The organism is Leptothoe sp. PORK10 BA2 (assembly GCF_034932105.1).
Lineage (GTDB): Bacteria > Cyanobacteriota > Cyanobacteriia > Phormidesmidales > Phormidesmidaceae > Leptothoe.
Genome location: NZ_JAYGIG010000002.1, coordinates 1 through 19,438, shown reverse-complemented (window position 1 = coordinate 19,438; position 19,438 = coordinate 1). Strand labels below are relative to the sequence as shown.

General features: G+C 49.5%; 14 protein-coding genes. 5 read left to right on the top strand and 9 right to left on the bottom strand.

Annotated features, from left to right (window positions below):
- Positions 1-46 precede the first annotated feature (46 nt).
- Complete coding sequence (locus VB741_RS00935; RefSeq protein ID WP_323363255.1) at positions 47-6,253, bottom strand: CHAT domain-containing protein; 6,207 nt, start codon at positions 6,251-6,253, stop codon at positions 47-49.
- 482 nt (positions 6,254-6,735) lie between these two features.
- On the opposite strand from VB741_RS00935, the gene fbp reads away from it, so the two are divergent.
- The 4 genes from fbp to opcA all read left to right on the top strand — a co-directional run bounded on the left by fbp (position 6,736) and on the right by opcA (position 12,167).
- A complete protein-coding gene (fbp, locus tag VB741_RS00930; protein WP_323363254.1) occupies positions 6,736-7,797 on the top strand; it encodes a class 1 fructose-bisphosphatase in 1,062 nt (353 codons plus the stop codon).
- 144 nt (positions 7,798-7,941) lie between these two features.
- Complete coding sequence (gene tal, locus VB741_RS00925) at positions 7,942-9,081, top strand: transaldolase (protein ID WP_323363253.1); 1,140 nt, start codon at positions 7,942-7,944, stop codon at positions 9,079-9,081.
- Positions 9,082-9,254: 173 nt separating this feature from the next.
- Positions 9,255-10,784 (top strand): glucose-6-phosphate dehydrogenase, encoded by a 1,530-nt coding sequence (gene zwf / locus VB741_RS00920; RefSeq protein WP_323363252.1) that lies wholly within the window; start codon positions 9,255-9,257, stop codon positions 10,782-10,784.
- A 51-nt stretch (positions 10,785-10,835) separates the two neighbouring features.
- Positions 10,836-12,167 carry a glucose-6-phosphate dehydrogenase assembly protein OpcA gene (opcA, locus tag VB741_RS00915; RefSeq protein WP_323363251.1) on the top strand — a complete coding sequence of 444 codons (1,332 nt, stop codon included), beginning with the start codon at positions 10,836-10,838 and terminating at the stop codon, positions 12,165-12,167.
- Between the two features lie 385 nt (positions 12,168-12,552).
- Here opcA and VB741_RS00910 read toward each other — a convergent pair whose 3' ends face one another.
- The 7 genes from VB741_RS00910 to VB741_RS00880 form a co-directional block, all read right to left on the bottom strand.
- A complete protein-coding gene (locus VB741_RS00910; RefSeq protein WP_323363250.1) occupies positions 12,553-13,254 on the bottom strand; it encodes a carbonic anhydrase in 702 nt (233 codons plus the stop codon).
- Positions 13,255-13,267: 13 nt separating this feature from the next.
- Positions 13,268-13,582 carry a P-II family nitrogen regulator gene (locus VB741_RS00905; RefSeq protein WP_323363249.1) on the bottom strand — a complete coding sequence of 105 codons (315 nt, stop codon included), beginning with the start codon at positions 13,580-13,582 and terminating at the stop codon, positions 13,268-13,270.
- Between the two features lie 4 nt (positions 13,583-13,586).
- The gene (locus VB741_RS00900; protein ID WP_323363248.1) at positions 13,587-14,558 is read right to left on the bottom strand and encodes a sodium-dependent bicarbonate transport family permease; all 972 of its coding nucleotides are present in this window, start codon (positions 14,556-14,558) and stop codon (positions 13,587-13,589) included.
- A gap of 879 nt (positions 14,559-15,437) precedes the next feature.
- A complete protein-coding gene (gene purU / locus VB741_RS00895) occupies positions 15,438-16,304 on the bottom strand; it encodes a formyltetrahydrofolate deformylase (protein ID WP_323363247.1) in 867 nt (288 codons plus the stop codon).
- A 157-nt stretch (positions 16,305-16,461) separates the two neighbouring features.
- On the bottom strand, positions 16,462-16,833 hold the full coding sequence (gene mscL, locus VB741_RS00890) for a large conductance mechanosensitive channel protein MscL (RefSeq protein WP_323363246.1): 372 nt from the start codon (positions 16,831-16,833) through the stop codon (positions 16,462-16,464).
- 438 nt (positions 16,834-17,271) lie between these two features.
- A complete protein-coding gene (locus VB741_RS00885) occupies positions 17,272-17,730 on the bottom strand; it encodes a hypothetical protein (RefSeq protein ID WP_323363245.1) in 459 nt (152 codons plus the stop codon).
- An 85-nt stretch (positions 17,731-17,815) separates the two neighbouring features.
- Positions 17,816-18,157, bottom strand: a complete 342-nt coding sequence (locus tag VB741_RS00880; protein WP_323363244.1) for a YkvA family protein — start codon at positions 18,155-18,157, stop codon at positions 17,816-17,818.
- A gap of 207 nt (positions 18,158-18,364) precedes the next feature.
- Between VB741_RS00880 and VB741_RS00875 the strand changes: the two genes are divergently transcribed.
- A complete protein-coding gene (locus tag VB741_RS00875; protein WP_323363368.1) occupies positions 18,365-18,790 on the top strand; it encodes a DUF3465 domain-containing protein in 426 nt (141 codons plus the stop codon).
- A 365-nt stretch (positions 18,791-19,155) separates the two neighbouring features.
- Here VB741_RS00875 and VB741_RS00870 read toward each other — a convergent pair.
- Positions 19,156-19,438: transposase family protein (locus VB741_RS00870; protein ID WP_323363243.1), on the bottom strand; the 283-nt coding region annotated here is incomplete at its 5' end.

Sequence of the window (19,438 nt, the reverse complement as noted above, 5' to 3'; positions counted from 1 at the left end):
ACATAGCCAGACAGCCAAATCCTAATTGCCGTAGGGTTGATGGTGCCTACCAAGGGCTGCCCACTAGGGTATAGGTAGACCAATAAAAGGGATGGGCAAAATTCCAACGTCCGTGATATTGAAGCTCTGGGAAATGGGCTAACTCTCTCCCTTCCAGGCCATATAGCGTTCCCTCTGAAAACTGTAGCTCACCCCGCAGCATAGCCAGCTGTGCCTGACGTAGGGCATGAGCTCGAACCGGCTCAGCTAGCAAACTCTCATAAAAGTAAGTCATCATCCCTAGGGTGCCCTCATCACTGATGGGCCATAGACTCGCCACAGACGTTTGCACCCCAGCATTCACCGCTAAGCCAGCAAAACCATATTCCGCTTCTCGATCCCCCAGGGCGGTATTACAAGCACTCAACACCATCAAGGCAATATTGGCCCCTTGCAGCCCGAGGGTATGGACCTGATCCAGTTGGAGATGCTGATCCCATAATTGAATATAGGAATTACGCGGTGCCCCCGATTCAAATACCCCATGGCTAGCTAGGTGAACCACTCCAAACTCATTGCGGGCAATTTGGGTCTGAAGATTGTTCAGGGTAAAGTCTTCATTCAAAAATACCTCACTTTTACTAAAGGCTTTGGTAACGATTTCAAGTTCTTCCGGCACCGCTGGCAAGGCCTGTTGGGAGGGAAATTGGGACGCACCCATGGCCAGTACTTGAGTGTTTCCTATCCCAGAGTACAAAAAGTTCTCAGAATTAAAGTCAGTCAAACTAAAGCTGGGAATTACCCCCAGACTATAGCGTTCCACTAAGAACTCGTCGCCATTGTGGAGAGCCGCCACCGGCAATGTACGCAGCCCCGTATCCATGGCTAGGGCCAAACTTTGAATCCCTTGCTGAGTTAGCACAGCTTCAACCGGAGAAATGAACCAATCGTAAAGTTGCTGCGCCGGGGGTAAGTATTGGGACGACGACGATATGGCATTGGTCACCTGGGCGGAAAAGGTTTCAGCAACAGCCATCACATCCCGCCGAGTAACTCCCTCAACTTTTTGGCGGATAGCCTGTCCTTTATGAGTTAGCAATAACAGACCTAGTTCATCATTAGGATCTAGTCCATTCGCATCAGGTGAGGCTGTATCTTTGTTGATTGGGGGTAAGAAATAGACATATAAAACACCCGGTTTTACCCCCGTAGATGCTTCAACATTACTTAGGGTTTGTTGGGCTGAGGCTAAGCTTGTGGAAGACACACTCACCCGTTCATATAGATTTAGGTGGGACGTAAATTGATCTGAAAATGAGCTTTCAAGTCGCTCAAACAAAACACTGTTAGACTCCCTGGAGTCTTGGTCCCCAGCTGATTCTTCCAAGGGTTTAATGCGACTGTTCAACAGGGGAAAGGTTGGGTTAATAGTAAGAGAGATATTTTCTGGGGTGGTAATCACTGGAGAAGAGGGTAAAGTAGCCACCGGAGGTGCTATCACAGGCAGAATAATATCTTGAGTCAAAATAGAAATGTTGCCTAGGATATGGCTATTGAGGAACGAGCTACCAAGGGTCAGTTGAAAGTCTCCGCTGGTGAGGGCGGCATTACTACCCAGAAGATTGTCATCACCCACATTAAAGGGGGTGGATCCATTGCCTGCATGACGAATGGTGATCGACCCTGTGCCATTAACTGCGGCGGTAGAAATACTGGCAGCTAAGCCATTTAGGGCGGTGAAGTTGTCCGTTGCCCGGAAAAATTCTTGGCTGGCAATATCGACGCTGCCCCCAGCTAGATTACCCTCTGCTCGAATGGATGCAACTTCAATATCTTCAACTGAGCTGAGGGTAACATCACCCCCATTGTTAGTGAGTCCGTTGACATTAATCTCTTGGGTGCTAATACGATTAGCGTCAATAGCAACATTACCCCCATCAGTCAGCCCCCCTGCTTGGATAGGGCCTGCAACTTCAACATCAGCTGCCGCCGTCAGGGTGATGTCCCCCCCATTGTTAGTGAGTCCGGTAGCATTAATCTGCTGAGTGGTAATATTATTGGCATCAACAACAACATTGCCGCCATCAACATTGCCTGTTGCTTGGATGGAGCCTGCAATCTCAACATCAGCTGCCGCCGTCAGAGTGACGTCACCTCCATTGTTAGTGAATCCGGCAACATTAATCCGCTGAGTGGTAATATTATTAGCATCAGCAACAACATTGCCGCCATCAACATTACCTGTTGCTTGGATGGGGCCTGCAAGCTCAACGTCAGCTGCCGCCGTCAGGGTGATGTCCCCCCCATTATTAGTTGATCCAGCAACATTAATCTCTTGGATAGCAATACGATTGGCGTCAACAACAACATTGCCGCCATCAACATCACCAGTTGAGAGAATTGAGCCTGCAACCTCAACGCTATCTGCCGCCGTCAGGGTGATGTCCCCCCCATTGTTAGTGAGTCCGGCAGCATTAATCTGTTGGGCAGCAATACGATTAGCATTGATAACAACATTGCCGCCATCCAAAGTCTGGGAAGTAAGAATATTTTGAGTGTTGACAGCGCCCCCACTATTGAGGGTGATACCATTGATTGCAGTGAGATCCGCCGTGGTGATGTCCTGGGCCGCTAATAATGTTAACTCAGGAGCTGATAGGTGAAATCCCTGGGTATCGATGGAGCCATTGCCATTGGGAGTTTGGATAGTGGTCGGTACGGGTAATGTGACATCGGCCCCTAGGGTGATGTTGCCCGTGCCTGCTGAATGCCCAATGGTGATAGCAGTAAAGTCATTACTGATGTTTAAGAGTTCCGCGGTGGATATATCTAGATGGGGTGTTAAACCAAGGCCACCCAGATGAATATCTCTATCGGCTGAGATGGGTTGAAAAATTAGCTCATTGAAGCCCCTAACGGCTGTACCAATACCAATGCTATCGCCCATGAGGGTGAGTCCCCCATCACGACCATTGAGTATCCCCGTAAATTGAGCGTCACTGGCCAAAAAGTTTACCTGATCTGATTGATCGCCAGCTACCAAATTTTGAATACTTGAAAAATTGGAGACGCCCGGACCATTGCCAGTATTGGTACCGGTCAAGTTCCAGACACTGGCAACATTATCCCCAACCAGGGTGTTGTTACCAGCTCCCCCCTCAATAGAATTAATGCGGTTAACAGTGCCTGCTGGGTTCAGCATAAAGGTATCATTACCGTCGCCGCCAATGAAGGATTCTAGGCCTGTAAAGCTATTAACTGCTGAACCATTATTTTGTTTGAAATTAAAGGTGACATCATTGGTGTAGGCGCTGTAATCCAGGGTGTCGGTTCCACCTCCCCCCTCTATGTTGCCGGTGATGGTACCAGTGTTGGTAATCTCAATCTGATCATTTCCGGCCTGACCATCTAGGTTTTCAATGCCTGAAAAGGTAATACTGCCTAGGGTGCCGCTGTTGTTTCCGGTAATTGCGATCGCATCTGCCCCACTCGTCCCCAGGAGGGTATCAACACCCATGCCCCCGCGAAAGTCTTCTATATTGGCAAGTTGCGTAACATTTTTGGCTGTGTTGTTTTGGAGATCAATGGTAACCCCTGTTGTATAAGAGCCATAATCTACAGTATCTGTACCGGCACCACCATCCAGGCGGGTCCATGCCACTCCTTCATTAAGGATAAAACGATCCTCACCATCACCAGGTAGAATCGTCTCAAAACCTTGAAAAATAAGCTCATTGAGGGAGCCTGTTTCTATCCCATTGAGGATAATAATATCGTCACCACCAGTACCCCGAATTGTGTTATTGCCAAAGCCACCAATAATGTTTTGAATATTGCTAATACCGCCAGTCCCAGATGTACTACCTGTTTCTAAGTCGACAACAATATCTGTAATGTAGTTGCTAAAATCAAGGGTGTTGTTACCGGTGCCCCCATCAATAGAGCCAAATAGTTCAGCGACTCCATTGGCAAAGATAAAGCTGTCGTCACCACCAAGGCCGCGAATATTTTGAATGCCGTCAAAATCAATGCCATTAAAGGTTCCACCATTAACCCTGGATAGGGTGATTGTGTCGTCATCCCCTGTCCCTTGGAGTATATCGCTGGTGTTGTTTCTAGCAACGATTCTGTCAATATTCTCAAAGGTTAACCCGTTACTAAAAATGCTATCTAGATTACCCTGGTTGTTGCCAGTGATAGTCCAAGTGGTTAGCTGATCGGGTCCCTGCAGGGTATCTCCCCCAAGGATAGTGACTGGATCTTTAAATGCGGCAGCTCCTCCATCCGCCACACTATCATAGAGAATGATAGTCCCTGTACCATCAGGCCGACCGATGGAAATACTGGTAAATCCATCTTTAAGCGCCCGAATATCTGTTTCTGAAAGGTCTAATGTTCCGGACCCTATATTTGAACCCACAGCAATGTTTTGCCCTGGACTCCAGGTCTGCAGAGACAATGTATTGCCACTAATGGAATCATTGCCACCTGCCAAAACCATGCCATTTCCTTGAAGACTAATTTCATCAGCCGTTAGGGTCTCTCGAACTTGAATAAGGTTTTGAGCAATAAGGCTAACATCTCCAGTGCCGGCATCTAGGAACTCAATATCGATAGCCCGACCGGAAATCGTGATGTCTCGTCCTGAGGTGTTAATCAGGTCCCCCGCCTTTTCTACATCGAATGAACCAACACCATCATTGTCAGCATCGGCGGTAAACGTAATCGAGCCACTGCCCGGTTGAAACCGCAGCTCATTATCTCCCCCTAAATTACGAATAACAATATTATTGTTTGCCTGGAGTAGAATGTTGGCATTACCGTTCCAGAGTTCTAGCGTCGTTTCATAGATCGTAAACCAGCCGTTGTCCCCATCTGCGGCGACCACTGTACCAAAAGGCGGTAGGATTAATTCGACATCGCCGTTAGCTAATCCAATACCGTTAACAACTTCAATGTTATCTGGGTCAAACAAGATACTGCCAAAGTCTCCTTGGGGGGCACTGAGGTCAAACGTACCGTCAAAAGACAAGGTTGATTTACCCGAAATTTCAATCAAGCCGCCATTGCCCCCTAGCTCTCCCCCCCGGGCTTGGATATCTCCCCTAAAGGCGGTGGCCTGGTCGGCCCAAATAATGATCTCGCCGCCATCCCCATGGTGAATTCCATTAGCGCTCAGGGTTGTGCCTGAATTCACCACGGTGCGGGTGGCATTAGGTAGGGGACCTGCCCCCTGGTAATTGCCGCCAATATAGATCTGTCCCCCTTGGGAGATGCCATCGGCGTTGATCTGGGCATCCACCAGGGCAATCCGATCGCCTAATATTGCAATCTGGCCACCGCTATCACCGGCACTGGTCACGGTGCCAGTAATAGCCGTATCCCCGGGTGCGATCGCACCGATCTCCGTCCCCTCAACCCAGTCCGTTTGGGTCAGGCTAACGGAGCCATCCGCCGCTACGGTAATTCGGTCGGCATAGGCCGACTCAGCCCCATGGCCCGGCCCATCCCCCGTGAGGAGAGTGGGTAAATCCACTGGATTAATGCCAGGGAAACCACTTTCAATAACGACGTCAGTTTCTAGGGTTAGGAGCTGCCCCGCTTGGCTAATATTCACTCGACTATCGTCGGTCACCGCCGCCACGGTGATTGTTCCTTCGGGGGCAACTAAGGAGCCCACATTCAGCACGCTGCCCCCCAACAACCGAAGATTTTGGCCAGGGGCCACCCCTAAATCCCCCAGGTTAACCAGATATCCAGGGCTAGATATAAAGGCAAAACTGCTGGGGGCACCGGTCAATGTGTAATAGTCGGTGCCCTCCGTAAACCAGCCTTGATTAAAGCCGATGGCATCCGCTGTGGCGGCGCTAAAATCTCCCTGCAAGTTGAGCTGAACATTGGGGCCAAACAATAAGCCCGCTGGATTTATCAGCCATAGGTTCGCGTCATTAGATACGGCTAAACCACCATCGATGATAGATGCCTGACCACCACCGACTCGCCCTAGGATATTTTCAATGGAGTCTGGGGCAATAAACGTAACGGTTTCACCCGGAGCTACATTAAACAAATCAAACTGATGAAAGAGATTAATGCCATCCACTGATTGGACACCACCGGTGATTTCCAACTGTTCACCGTTTTGGATAATGGTGGTGCTCTCCGTAGACGTTATCTGTCCCCAAGCCGGAAAACCACCGAGGGTAAAAACACTCAGCCAGCTGACTAACGCCAGGACACGGTTGTTGAACTGATGCCAACCTAGATGCCCCATAGTATGAATAATGATGGATTGCTAATGATCGATAAAAGGTACGTTGCAATTATCACAACATCCCTTTTCTAATCACAGCTAACTAATGGAGGAAACGTAACCCCAATGACACGGGTTTTTGCCAGATATGGGTCTAAATTAAGGGACCGTGAAAATGCGGATGCCGCCGACAGGATTTACCCTTGTTCTAGGTAAACGCAGCACTCGTGATACTGATGGTGAAGGTGTCAAGAGGGAATCCAGGGATTCGACCAATCACCGTCTCTTAAAAGCTGGCATTGAGTTTAGCCAATATTTATCTGTCCTTAATCTAATGTTTATCTAGTGAGTTCTGCTGGTCCCAGGATTTGAGGCTGTTTCTATAGCTGATCTAAAAGTTTATTTCATTTCTTAGATCGGGTTTCTAACATGGCATATAGAAGTGTCTGATCGATGCTTCTATCACTCACCCACCTCAACGAATAGAGGTAATGGAGGATCCTATGGTTGAAACCTATCAACCATCCCACGAAGCCACGTTAGATCGTGACTCAATGACGCTGTCGCGCCATGTATTGCAGCAGTTGCAAAGTTTTGGCCCAGATGCCCAAGATTTGAGCGCTTTAATGAGCCGCATTGCCCTGGCGGGGAAGCTGATTGCGCGACGTCTATCACGGGCTGGTTTAGTGGAAGATGCCCTCGGATTTACCGGGCGCGAAAATGTTCAAGGGGAATCGGTGAAGAAAATGGACGTCTATGCCAATGACGTCTTTATTTCTGTTTTTAAGCAAAGTGGTTTAGTCTGCCGCCTAGCGTCTGAAGAGATGGAAGAGCCGTTCTATATTCCAGAGAACTGCCCCATTGGTCGTTATACGCTGCTTTACGATCCCATTGATGGTTCGTCCAATGTGGATATTAACCTGAATGTGGGTTCGATTTTTGCTATTCGCCAACAGCAGGGAAATGACGAAGGTCAAACGGGTAAAGACTTACTCCAGTCAGGACGAGAGCAGTTAGCGGCGGGCTATATTCTCTATGGCCCGAGTACGGTACTGGTCTATACCATCGGCACGGGGGTGCATGCCTTTACCTTGGATCCCAGCCTAGGAGAATTTATCCTGTCTGAAGAGAACATTACGATTCCTCGTCATGGGCCTGTTTACAGTGTAAATGAAGGTAACTTTTGGCAGTGGGATGATTCCATCCGGGACTATATCCGCTATGTCCACCGCCATGAGGGCTATTCGGCCCGCTATAGCGGTGCCTTAGTGGGGGACTTCCATCGCATTTTGACCCAGGGCGGGGTGTTTTTATATCCAGGCACCGTGGAAAAACCGGATGGTAAATTGCGCTTGCTCTATGAGTCGGCTCCCTTGGCTTTTTTGGCCGAGCAAGCGGGGGGACGAGCCACCACGGGTAGCCAGAACATTGTCGATGTGATCCCCGATCGATTACACATGCGGACACCTTTGATTCTGGGTAGTACGGAGGATGTGGCGTTAGTGGAATCGTTTATTCAAGACCGATTTCGAGAGCGTGAAGCGGCCATGACAATTGTGGGTTGAGACTGACTCCCACTGATTTCCAATGACTTCCACAAACTGAAGGTGGCTCCAGCTGGGCAAACCCGGCAAAGCCTTAAATCTCGAAAACCAGACCCCAAAACCAGACCCCAAAACCAGATAAGTTCTACAAAGGATAGCTCACCCATGACTACGATAATTGACAGTCCAATTTTGCATCTAAAAGATTACGGCCAGAGTGTTTGGATGGATAATCTTAGTCGCGATTTGCTAGTCTCTGGCGAGTTGGTCCAGCTGATTGACAGCCGTGATGTCCATGGGATCACCTCTAATCCAGCCATCTTTGAAAAGGCGATCGCAGGTAACGAAATCTACGATCAAGATATTGAAGCGGGGGTGCGCGCTGGCCAGTCCGTTGAGCAAATCTATGAGTCCCTAGTGTTTGATGACATTCGGCAGGCCTGTGATCTGCTCAGACCGATTTATGATGCGTCTGATAAATTGGATGGCTATGTAAGTCTGGAAGTCCCTCCCGATCTAGCCCACGATGCTGAGACCACCTTGGCTGAGGCCCGTCGTTATGCGGCGGCTATTGACCGACCAAACCTGATGATCAAGATCCCCGGTACACCGGAGGGGCTGCAGGCGGTGGAGCAGACGATTCGGGACGGGATCAACGTGAATGTTACCCTGCTGTTCTCGATCCAAAGCTACATCGATACGGCTTGGGCCTATATTCGGGGCCTGGAAGGGCGTCTGGCCGATGGGCATGACATTAGTGCAATGGCATCGGTGGCGAGCTTCTTTCTCAGCCGCATCGATAGCAAGGTGGACGATGCCCTGGACCAGCTGGCGGCAGCGGATGCTAGTAAGCGTGAGCAGATTGCTGGGTTGAAGGGTAAGGTTGCGATCGCAAACGCCAAGCTGGCTTACCAAGAATACAAAAAAATCATCCAAAGCGAGCGCTGGCAGACATTGGTGGCCAATGGGGCCAAGGTACAGCGCCTACTGTGGGCCAGCACCAGCACCAAAAACCCCGCCTACAGCGATGTCATGTATGTGGATGAGCTGATCGGTCCCGACACCGTGAACACCCTCCCTCCCGACACCATTGAAGCCTGCGCCGATCACTGCGATGTCAGTAGCCGGATCGAAACCGACGTGGACCAAGCCTATGCGGTGATCAACGCCCTGCCCACCGTTGGCCTGGACCTGGATTCCGTGATGGACGAACTCCTCACCGAAGGCATCGATAAGTTCATCCAGCCCTTTGAGAAGCTGATGGATTCCTTGGTGACCAAGGTTAAGCAACTGTCCCCCGCCTAAAACATTCTGTAGAACCCGGTTGGGGCATCGCTATGCTTGTACTATGGTTGCCCCACCTTACCTTGCTCCCTGTCCAGGGCCCCCATCAGAGGGGCCCCCATCTCCCTTCCTTACTCCCTCAGGGGCCCCATCAGAGGGGCCTCTAACGTTTTCCATTTCCCCCTTATCTTCAAATGGTTTCTCTTCTAGAAAATCCCCTCCGCATTGGTCTCCAGCAAGATCGTATTCCAGAGCCTCAAATTCTCGTGATCTTTGGCGCATCGGGGGATCTCACCCAACGAAAGCTGGTACCCTCCCTCTATAAAATGCGCCAAGAGCGGCGGCTGCCCCCGGAGCTGACCATTGTCGGTGTGGCCCGTCGGGAGTGGAGCCATGAATTTTTCCGAGAGCATTTGAAAAAAGGCATTGAGGACTACGGTGGCGGCATCCACAACCAAATGCTGTGGGAGAATTTTTCCGCTGGGCTGTATTACTGCTCCGGTAATATTGACGAGCCGGAAAGCTATCAAAAGCTCAAGGCCTTTTTAGCTGAACTGGATGAACAACGGGGCACTCGAGGTAATCGATTGTTTTACCTGTCCGTGGCACCTCGCTTTTTTGCCGAGGCCACCCAGCAGCTGGGGGCCGCTAACATGCTAGAGGACCTAGCTAAGCAGCGCATTATTATCGAAAAACCCTTTGGTCGGGATTTAGGATCGGCCCAGTCCTTGAACAAAAAGGTGAGGGGGGCGGTCTCTGAGTCACAGGTTTACCGAATTGACCACTATTTAGGTAAGGAAACCGTCCAAAACCTGCTGGTCTTTCGGTTTGCCAATGCCATTTTTGAACCCTTGTGGAACCGGCAATTTGTGGACCATGTGCAGATTACGGTGGCTGAAACCGTAGGTCTGGAAGGTCGGGCTGGCTACTACGAGTCCGCCGGAGCCCTGCGGGACATGGTGCAAAACCACCTGATGCAGCTGTTTTGCCTAACGGCGATGGAACCGCCCAATTCTCTGGCGGCCTCCAGTGTGCGGGATGAGAAAGTTAAGGTGCTACAGGCCACGCGGCTGGCGGATCCCCTGAATTTGGATCGCTGTGCCATTCGCGGTCAATATACCAAGGGCTGGATGAAAGGAAAGCCCGTTCCTGGTTATCGAGAAGAGGAAGGTGCGCCGCCGGATTCCACCACCCATACCTTTGCCGCCATTGAAATGCGGGTGGACAACTGGCGCTGGCAGGGGGTGCCGTTTTATCTCCGTACGGGTAAACGGATGCCCAAGAAAGTGTCTGAAATCTCGATACACTTCAAGCAGGTTCCCCACCTAATGTTCCAGTCGGCGGCCCAGCAGATGAATGATAATATTTTGGCCCTGCGCATTCAGCCCGATGAGGGGATTTCCATGCGGTTTGAGGTCAAAACACCGGGTAGCTCCCTGCGTACCCGTTCCGTGGACATGGACTTTCGCTATGATGCCGCCTTTGGCCAGCCCAGCACCGATGCCTATGCTCGCTTGTTGGTGGATGCCATGCTGGGGGATCAAACCCTGTTTACTCGTGGGGATGAGGTAGAAGAGTCCTGGCGGGTGCTGACGCCGGTGTTAGAAGCCTGGGATAGTCCGGCGGATCCGGCCCAGATTCCCCTGTATGAGGCAGGTACTTGGGAACCGGTGGAAGCTGAGTTTTTGCTGAACAAAGTCGGTCGGCGTTGGCGCAGACTCTAAATTCAATTTCCTTTTTGATAAACCTTTCTATCCAATTGCGCGGTTAAAACCATGGTCACTTCTCTCGTTACGCTACAAAAGCCCAAGGATATTTCAGTTGACGACATTGAAACAGAGCTAAGGGAGATCTGGCATAACTATGCCAGCGATGGCGCTGGTGGCATGGCGACGCGGGCGACCACATTTAGTGTAATTATCTATGAGCCAGAAGAGATTCAACAGCTGTTGGCGGCATTAGGGTTTTATCCCAACCCGATTGATGGGGAGCATGGGGAGGCGACAAGAGGTGCGATCGCAACCGCCCAGCAAACCTACGGACTGCGGGTTACCAGTCGCGTGGATCAAGCCACTCTCCAACGACTGCGAACGGAGTTTCATGCCCTGTCCCCGGAGCAGCGACGCTATAACAATGCTGACCTGCGGGGGTTTAGTCTCAACGAAGCCCTAGCCGCCCAAAACCCTTGTCGAGTCATTACCCTATGTCCCACCTTCGACGATGAAGATACCGGCGTTACCGCCCAGGTTTCGGCCTACTGCCCCATTCAAAAAAACAACAGTAGCCGCCTAGTCTGCTGCGAGTACATTACCCTACGTGGGACTAAGAAAGCATTAGATCGGGTGGATGGCCTAGTCCAGTCCCTGGTGATTGCCGATCTGCCCAAGTTTGTCTGGTGGAAAGCCACTCCCAACCCTGAGCAGCTCTTGTTTCAATCCATGGCCAAGATTAGCAACTGCATCATTTTGGATTCTAGCTACTACGGCAATCCTGAGTCAGAGCTGCTAAAAATTCAGCAACTGGTGGAAAGCGGCACCCCAGTGGCCGATCTCAACTGGTATCGTCTGGCCCCCTGGCAGGAGCTATCTGCGGCATCCTTTGACCCACCGGAACGACGCATCGCCCTCTTGGAGTTAGACCAACTGGGCATTGATTATGAAAAGGGCAACGCCGCCCAGGCCTTGCTGTATCTGGGCTGGTTGGCGAGTCGCCTAGGCTGGGAGCCTCAGGACTACAAGTCGGAAGGGGGGGACTATGACCTGCGACGCATCACTCTAAAAGCCAAAGAGGGCCGATCGATTGATGTTGAGCTAGCGGCTATTCCGGTGGCGGATGTGGGCGAAGTCCTGGGTGATTTGACTGGGTTACGCATGTCGTCCACAAATTCGGAGGCCAACTGCTGCACCATTCTCTGTTCAGAAACCGCAGGCTGTATGCGCATGGAATCTGGCGGTGGTGCCCAGTCCTGTTATATCCAAGAGGTGACGGCAATTTCTGACCAGCGGTCTGATCTGTTGCTAGAACAGCAACTACAGCGCTGGGGTGAAGATGTCCTATTTGAAGAGAGTTTGGCCGTGACGGCCCATATTTTGAAATTGTTGAACTAGGGATAGAGGTATTCAACTTAAGCGGTGAAATCTAGACTGGGTAAGCATTCAGAGTTGGGTGCCAACTCAAAGCGAGACGTTTTCCCAGGGATAGTATTCAGAAGTCAGGAGCCAGGAATCAGGGCTTCACTGGCCCCTGATTCCCCACCTAGCCAGGATTTTTCGGCTTAAGTTTGATACCCTCAGAGTTCAGCAGTTAGAAAGGGCCTGGATGCTGACTCCTGAATGCTAACTCTGGGGAAATTTCCCACTTTAAGAGCCGCTTTAAAATTGACCGATTTCAAAGTCAAGTATGCTGCTGTAAAAAATCAACCAAGCTTGCATGGAGCGTTTCAGCCCCATAGTTATTCAGCTTAAAGGGTGTGGGTGAGAGCGCTAAGATTCCCTATGTGATGATTGAAACTTTTCCAGTATCTAGATCATAGCGAGAACCGACAAGCTTTAAGGTGCCAGCTTCCAGCCGATGAGTAATTAGCTCCGACCGTTTAAGTTGCTCTAACTGATATTTAATATTTTGCTGCACAGCATTTTCAACCGGATCTCCAGCTTGCCCTTTAGAGGCCGCGACTGCGGGTAAAATCGCCTGAACAAATGTCCCTATATCCCCCGGCAAAGGTTTATTTTGTACAGCAGCAGTGACAGCGCCACAACGTTCATGGCCCAATACCATGAGTATCGGAGTCTCTAGTAACTCGATGGCATATTCCAAGCTCCCCATGACCTCCGGTGTGACAATATTGCCGGCCACACGCACGTCAAAAATATCGCCAACACCTTGATCGAATAAAATCTCCACCGGCACCCGAGAATCTGCACAGCTTAAGATCGTTGCAAACGGATGTTGAGCTTGGGAAACCTCCTGAAGCCGGCTCTGAGCCTGATGGGGAAACGTCGGATGATGTTGCGAAAAACGTTGATTGCCTGCCATTAAGGCTTGTAGGGCAGTATCCGGATCCGTCAGCAAATCCTCAGATGTCAGGGTTGCTGCTTCAGCAGAAGTTGGCCTGATTAACCCTTGCGACAAGAGTCCTATTGAACTCATTATCCCCAGGTGTAAGAGTTGACGACGATCGATCTCAGTCTTCATAACACGTTGCCTCCTACTGTAATTTATCAGCACCTTTTATGGAGCTTACTTCCAGGACATCGGTGATGTGACAATTGCCCCCAAAGCGATTGAGTAATGGTTGAATAGCCTCTACCACAGGTTGAAGCAGCTCAGGCGCAAAGAAGGCAACAATGTAGACATTGTCTAGCATCGTCATATCCAAATCTTCTTTGCCAGCATGAAATTGTTTCCCTGCTACATTACGGATCACACTATGGCTGTGAACTCCGGATTTTTCTAGGGCTTGTAGTAATTTCCCTAACTCAAACGAGTTGGCGACAATTTCGATGCGTTTTACCTCATGCATGAGTTCAACTCCATAACAACTCAATTCCATAGAGATAGAGGGGAATTCCCACAATTATATTGAACGGGAATGTGACCGCTAAGGCTGTCGAAACATAGAGGCTGGGGTTGGCCTCGGGTACTGTCATCCGCATGGCGGCCGGGACAGCGATATACGACGCACTGGCGCAAAGCACTGAAAATAGAAGGGCATCCCCCGTTTCTAGACCAATCAGCCGCGCTAAGGCAATCCCGAGGCCTGCATTAAATAAGGGAACGAGGATCGAAAAGGCGATCAGGAATACCCCTGTTTTTTGTAGATCCTTAATCCGCTTGGCTGCGACTATGCCCATATCAAGGAGGAAAAAGGTCAGCACCCCGTAAAACAGTTTTTCAGTAAAGGGGGAAAGAATTTCAGCCCCATGCTCTCCTGTCAAGACGCCGATGGCCAAGCTGCCTACCAGTAGGAATACAGAGCTATTTAAGAAGGCTTCTTTCAAAACTTCTGGCCAAGATACTTTGCGATCGCGATTAGCTGCAAACAAATTGACCAAAATCAAACCCACAATAATGGCAGGAGATTCCATGAGGGCTAGATCTGCGATCATAAATCCATGAAACTCTATACCTAGATCGTGTAAAAAAGAACTGGCAGTAATAAACGTGACTGCGCTAATCGAACCGTAGGTGGCTGCGATCGCAGCCGCATCATAATCGTTGTCAAGCCCCCACCGCAGAATAAAAAAGCAGTAAATAGGAACCAGACAAGCCATCGTCATGGCGGCGATTATGGTTAGCAGGACTTCCGAATTTAAACCGCTCTTCGATAGTTCAACACCTCCTTTAAATCCAATGGCTAATAGTAAATAGAGCGAAAATAGTTTGGGGATAGGAGCAGGTATTTCTAGATCGGATTGTACTAAAACTGCCAACATCCCAAGGAAGAAAAAGAGAATAGCAGGATTGAGAAGATTAGATAGAATTAGATTGCTATTCATGCCCACCTTAAATTGTTATCGAAAATCTCAAAAACTCCAACTTGGGTTCGTAGAATGATTTGGTATTTCACAGAGAGCTGGATCTGCTGACCATTAGAAGCTTCAGCCTAAATCAATTTGTGTTGGCGCACTATTAAATTTGGTAAAGCTGCAGGGGATCAGTCTCCTTCAGGGCAGATAGATCTAAATTTGGTGCTCTATATAAGTCAACGGTTTGAGTCCTCATCCAGATCTAAAAAAGTGACCGGTTGCTGAGTTTTGGCGATAAGTCCAAAATCAAGACCATTTTGATCCACCTTTGGTGCCAATAATAAGCCTAAAACCTTTGTCAGACAAGGGGTGCCAAACTCCGATCTATCTGTTCAGGGAGTAATCAAGGAGCATGGCAACCATGGTGAGAGGCTGTTGAAGCATCGGTCAGGACGTCAAAGATTGAGCAGTGCTGAGCCTTTGGGATTGTGACTGGACTGTGTTGAAAAAAAGTGATGCCTTTTGCGATCGCACGGTAATCCCATGTGTCGTCGGTCGCACCTAACTGCATCCCATGGCTATATTTTGAAATTGTTGAACGCCCAGGAGTATAGGGTTACAGGGGGTGGCCCAGCCGCTGGCAAATAGCTTTGGCCACTTCCCTTAGGAATGAAAATTAAATAATTTGCCCATTTTCTAGCTCTCGAAGGCCTTCACCTCAGCCAGGGCGCCAGACTCCGATCCCCCTTCTCTCAGGATTGAGAGAAGGGGTTAGGGGATGTAGAGCTTTGTTCTTCTCGCAGAGTGGGCGATTAAGTTGTGGATTTTATAAAATTCTTGTTTTTTAGGACACCAAATCGGGGTATCCCTGACTTGCTCGATAACCGCTTTACGATTGAATAACGCCCCCTAAGCAAACACCACCGTGCGATTGCCGTAAACCAATACGCGGTTTTGCAAATGCAGCCTTACCGCCCGAGAAAGGACTAAACGTTCCACATCCTTACCCTTACGGATCAAATCACTCACCTGATCTCGATGGCTGACATGCACCACATCTTGCTCAATGATCGGACCAGCATCCAGGTCTGACGTCACATAATGTCCCGTGGCCCCGATGATTTTCACCCCCCGCTCATAGGCCCGATGGTAGGGGTTGGCCCCCACAAACGCCGGTAAAAATGAATGATGGATATTAATCACCTGGGAAAACTGACCTAGAAAATCAGGGCTCAGAATTTGCATGTACTTTGCCAGCACCACCAAATCAATGGCATGCTCCTTGAGCAGAGCCAGCTGCTTAGCTTCCTGCTCTGGTTTAGTGGCCTTGGTGATGGGAATATGATGAAAGGCAATATTAAACTGCTCTGCAATGGGCCGTAGGGTTTCGTGGTTGCTCATAATCAGAGGAATCTCTGCCGCGAGCTCCCCCGCCTGGTGCCGCCACAGCAAATCCAGTAGACAGTGGTTTTGCTGACTCACCCAAATGGCCATGCGGGTCACCTCGTCTGAGAAGTGGAGCTGCCAACTAGCACCCAGGGGTTTGGCAATGGAGTCAAAGGCTGGTCCAATCAGCTCTCGCTTCAGGTTAAATCCCTTTAACTGCCATTCAATACGAGACAAAAATAGCTCTGATGGTTCATCTCGGTGCTGGTCGGCATGGACAACATTGCCCCCATTGGCATAGATAAAGTTGGCAATTTTAGCTACCAACCCCTGCTGATCAGGACATGAAATTAGCAGGGTTGCAGTGGGTAAGGTTCCAGATAAGGTCATGGGGGAGGTCACTGCCAGATCGGCTTTCATGGTGTGGGTCAGTCACATTCAAAAACGACAAGCTAGGAAATGATCCCAGCTTGCCGTTTGATTATTCAGGGTATCGGTTCAACCCATGTTATGGAATCGTAGAACCACAGGCTATGGACTCAAGCGCTTACATGCGCTGCTCTAGGAAACCCGTCAGACGACCTAGGGTATCGTTGAGCTTCTCTTCAGTGGTGGGGCCTGCATCTACCTCTTCGGTGCGCTTCAGCCGCTCAAATGAACGAATGATCATGAACATAACAAAGGAAATCACCACAAAGTTAATTATTGCGGATAAGAAAAGACCGTACTTAATGCCATTGGCAGATAGTTGTGCAATGTCTGCAACGCCGGCTGCATTGAGCGCCGGGGTCAGCAACAGAGGGGTAATTATGTCACCGATGAATGAGGTGATCACGGCACCGAAGGCACCACCGATGATCACGGCTACGGCCAAATCAACGACATTACCGCGTAACAGAAAGTCACGAAAATCAGTCATGAAGCTGCCTGCAGAGTTTACTGCTTGGGAGCGTGCTTGTTTACTAACCATAATAATGGGTGTCCTTAACAAAGAGAATCCTGGATGTCGGTAATTCCACATTGAAGCTCAGCTGAGTAGGCAATATGACTTGGCTACACCAGCATTGGGAAAAAGTGTATGCAGACACACACTTTTTCATCCTTCAAAGTGAATTGCTGGAAGTATATCAGTGTTGTTCCGAAAACCCAAAGTGCTTAGGTTACATAACTCTACGATCCGATAAAACCTGTCTAGATACCCTGAAAAATGCATAGGAGTGTCCAGTTGGGTAGCTTTCTTAACGTTTTCCTCCATTGATCAAATCCTCAGCTCATACCTACAAAAAAACGCCAGTTTCCTCAGGAAACCAGCGTTCATAGCGTACCTAACAATCAAGGAATAGAACCCTAGGGCAACCTAGGCAACGTCAGCAGTGGCATCAACCGTCACTACGGTATGGACCTCTGTGGCTTGGACCTCAGGCGTATGGACCTCAGTTTCTGTTTTGATTAGGGCAACCACGTCTGACTCCTCTGCAGCTGCCCGGCCAAACAGAGTGGCCTTAACAGCATCCACAATAGCCTGGAGCTTCAGCTTAAACTGGGTGATGATGTCCTGCTCATCGGTGGCTGTTTCCTTGGCTGCTTGCTTGGCATTCACATAGGCTTCTTGGCCCTTTTGCTTGACCACTTGAACCGCATTGCCCGCTAAATCTTTGGCCAGAGGGCTGACAGTGCTAGCACCATCTTTCACCTCATTGACCGCCTCAGAAAAGGCAGACTTGAGAATGTGAGCAATCTTTTGGGTGCGACGACCGCCTTCTGCCTTGATGGACTCAAAGTTTTCGTTAACGGCTTGGGTGTTGTTATAAGTCATGATTCTGTACCTTATTGAATGAGTTGAATGTTGAATTGAACGTTGAACAAAAGATGTAAGCAACAAACCTGCTGGGAAGATTGAATTAGCTTACGGATACCGCCTGTACATCAACCACCTGCTCGGTTGCAGTGGCGGTATTAGCAGTGGCGTCGGCCTTTTGAGTGGTCTCTTTATTCGCCTTTTTCTTAGAGGCATTGACCTGTTCAAAGAGGAGTTGGGACACCTCAGTCACTAGCAGGGTGGCAATGATGCCATCATCGAGCCAGCCAATAATCGGCAAAACATCAGGTGAAATATCGAACGGGCTAACGAGATAGAGGAGGCTACCAAAAACAACGATCCAACGATATTTAGAATTGCGGATAGCGTTGCGATACCAGTTGCGTAGACCTTCGATAATGGATTGTTGTGCAGATGTTTTCATGGGGTGTCTCTCTTGTCCGACAAATTCATAATCGCAAACAACGAGAATGGGCGCAGGTGGTGAATGCCCCCATGGGATAGGGTAAAATTACACCGACATTACCGTATACGGTTCTCCACTGATATGGTCAAAAGCTCTGTCCTGAAGGCATTTCAAAGTTTTTTAGTCATGCCTCTTCTAGCTGGTTTTATACTGCTTATGCCAGTGATGAAAGTGTCTGTGTTGTTTCCTTGGTCTATGCCCATGGCGGATGCTGCCCCCCACCATAACGATGCTCGACGAGCTGAGGCGAAAGATGATGATGCGTTGATGCAGGCCTATCGCAATAGGGAGTCAGACTTGATTGTGGAAGGGGTGGGTCGAGTGGAGAAGCTGCTACCGGACGATTTGGAAGGGTCCCGCCATCAGAAGTTTATTCTGCGCCTAGGGTCGGGGCAGTCGTTGCTGGTGAGTCACAATATTGATAGTGATGTATCTCAACGGATTAGTGGGTTGAGGGAAGGCGATGAGGTCCGTTTTCGGGGGGAATATGAATGGAATGAGCGCGGTGGCATTCTGCACTGGACCCATGATGATCCTAGGGATTGGCACGAGGATGGCTGGCTAGAGCACAATGGCATTCGCTATGACTAAAGCCCCAATCGGTGCTGTTCATACTTTCCAGGGTTCTTTGGGGCGAGGCCAGCAGCTTCGAGTAAGGATAGTTTGTTGTCAAAGTTGCTGGACTCGCAGCCCCGCCCAACGGGCCTACCAATAAGCTATTGACCTGGACCTTAGCTACCAAGAATCCTGGTATTTAGACCATCGTACATGGATTCTCCCGGCTTTTGGCGTGGCCAAGGACTACAGGGAGATTTTCAAGTATAACGGCTCAATCCCTTGCGAGTCTTTCAAGTCAATTGCCTTGGCTGTTTTGTCTATGCCTTGCCACTGGCAGAAAGACTGCGGCAACAGTACGATGGTCGCCTCAATAGACCTCTTGCAAAAATGATTATGTGCTAAATTGCTGTATTTTGCTGCCAGTCTTCGGCAAGGTTGAGTTCATAATTGTAGAGTGCCGCTATCAAATTGAATCGCAGCCCATAGCGTCGTCGTCGGTTGCGATAGCGCTGAGCTAGCAGCTTGAAAATCTTGAGGCGACGATTGACATGCTCAATACAGATGCGCTCACGACTGAGCGTTCGATTGAAGTCTCGGTCTGCCTCAGATAGATCGCCCTTCTTGGGCTTTTTCTTAGGAATAAAGCAGTTGGTATGATAGCGAGCAATCCCTTGGTACCCC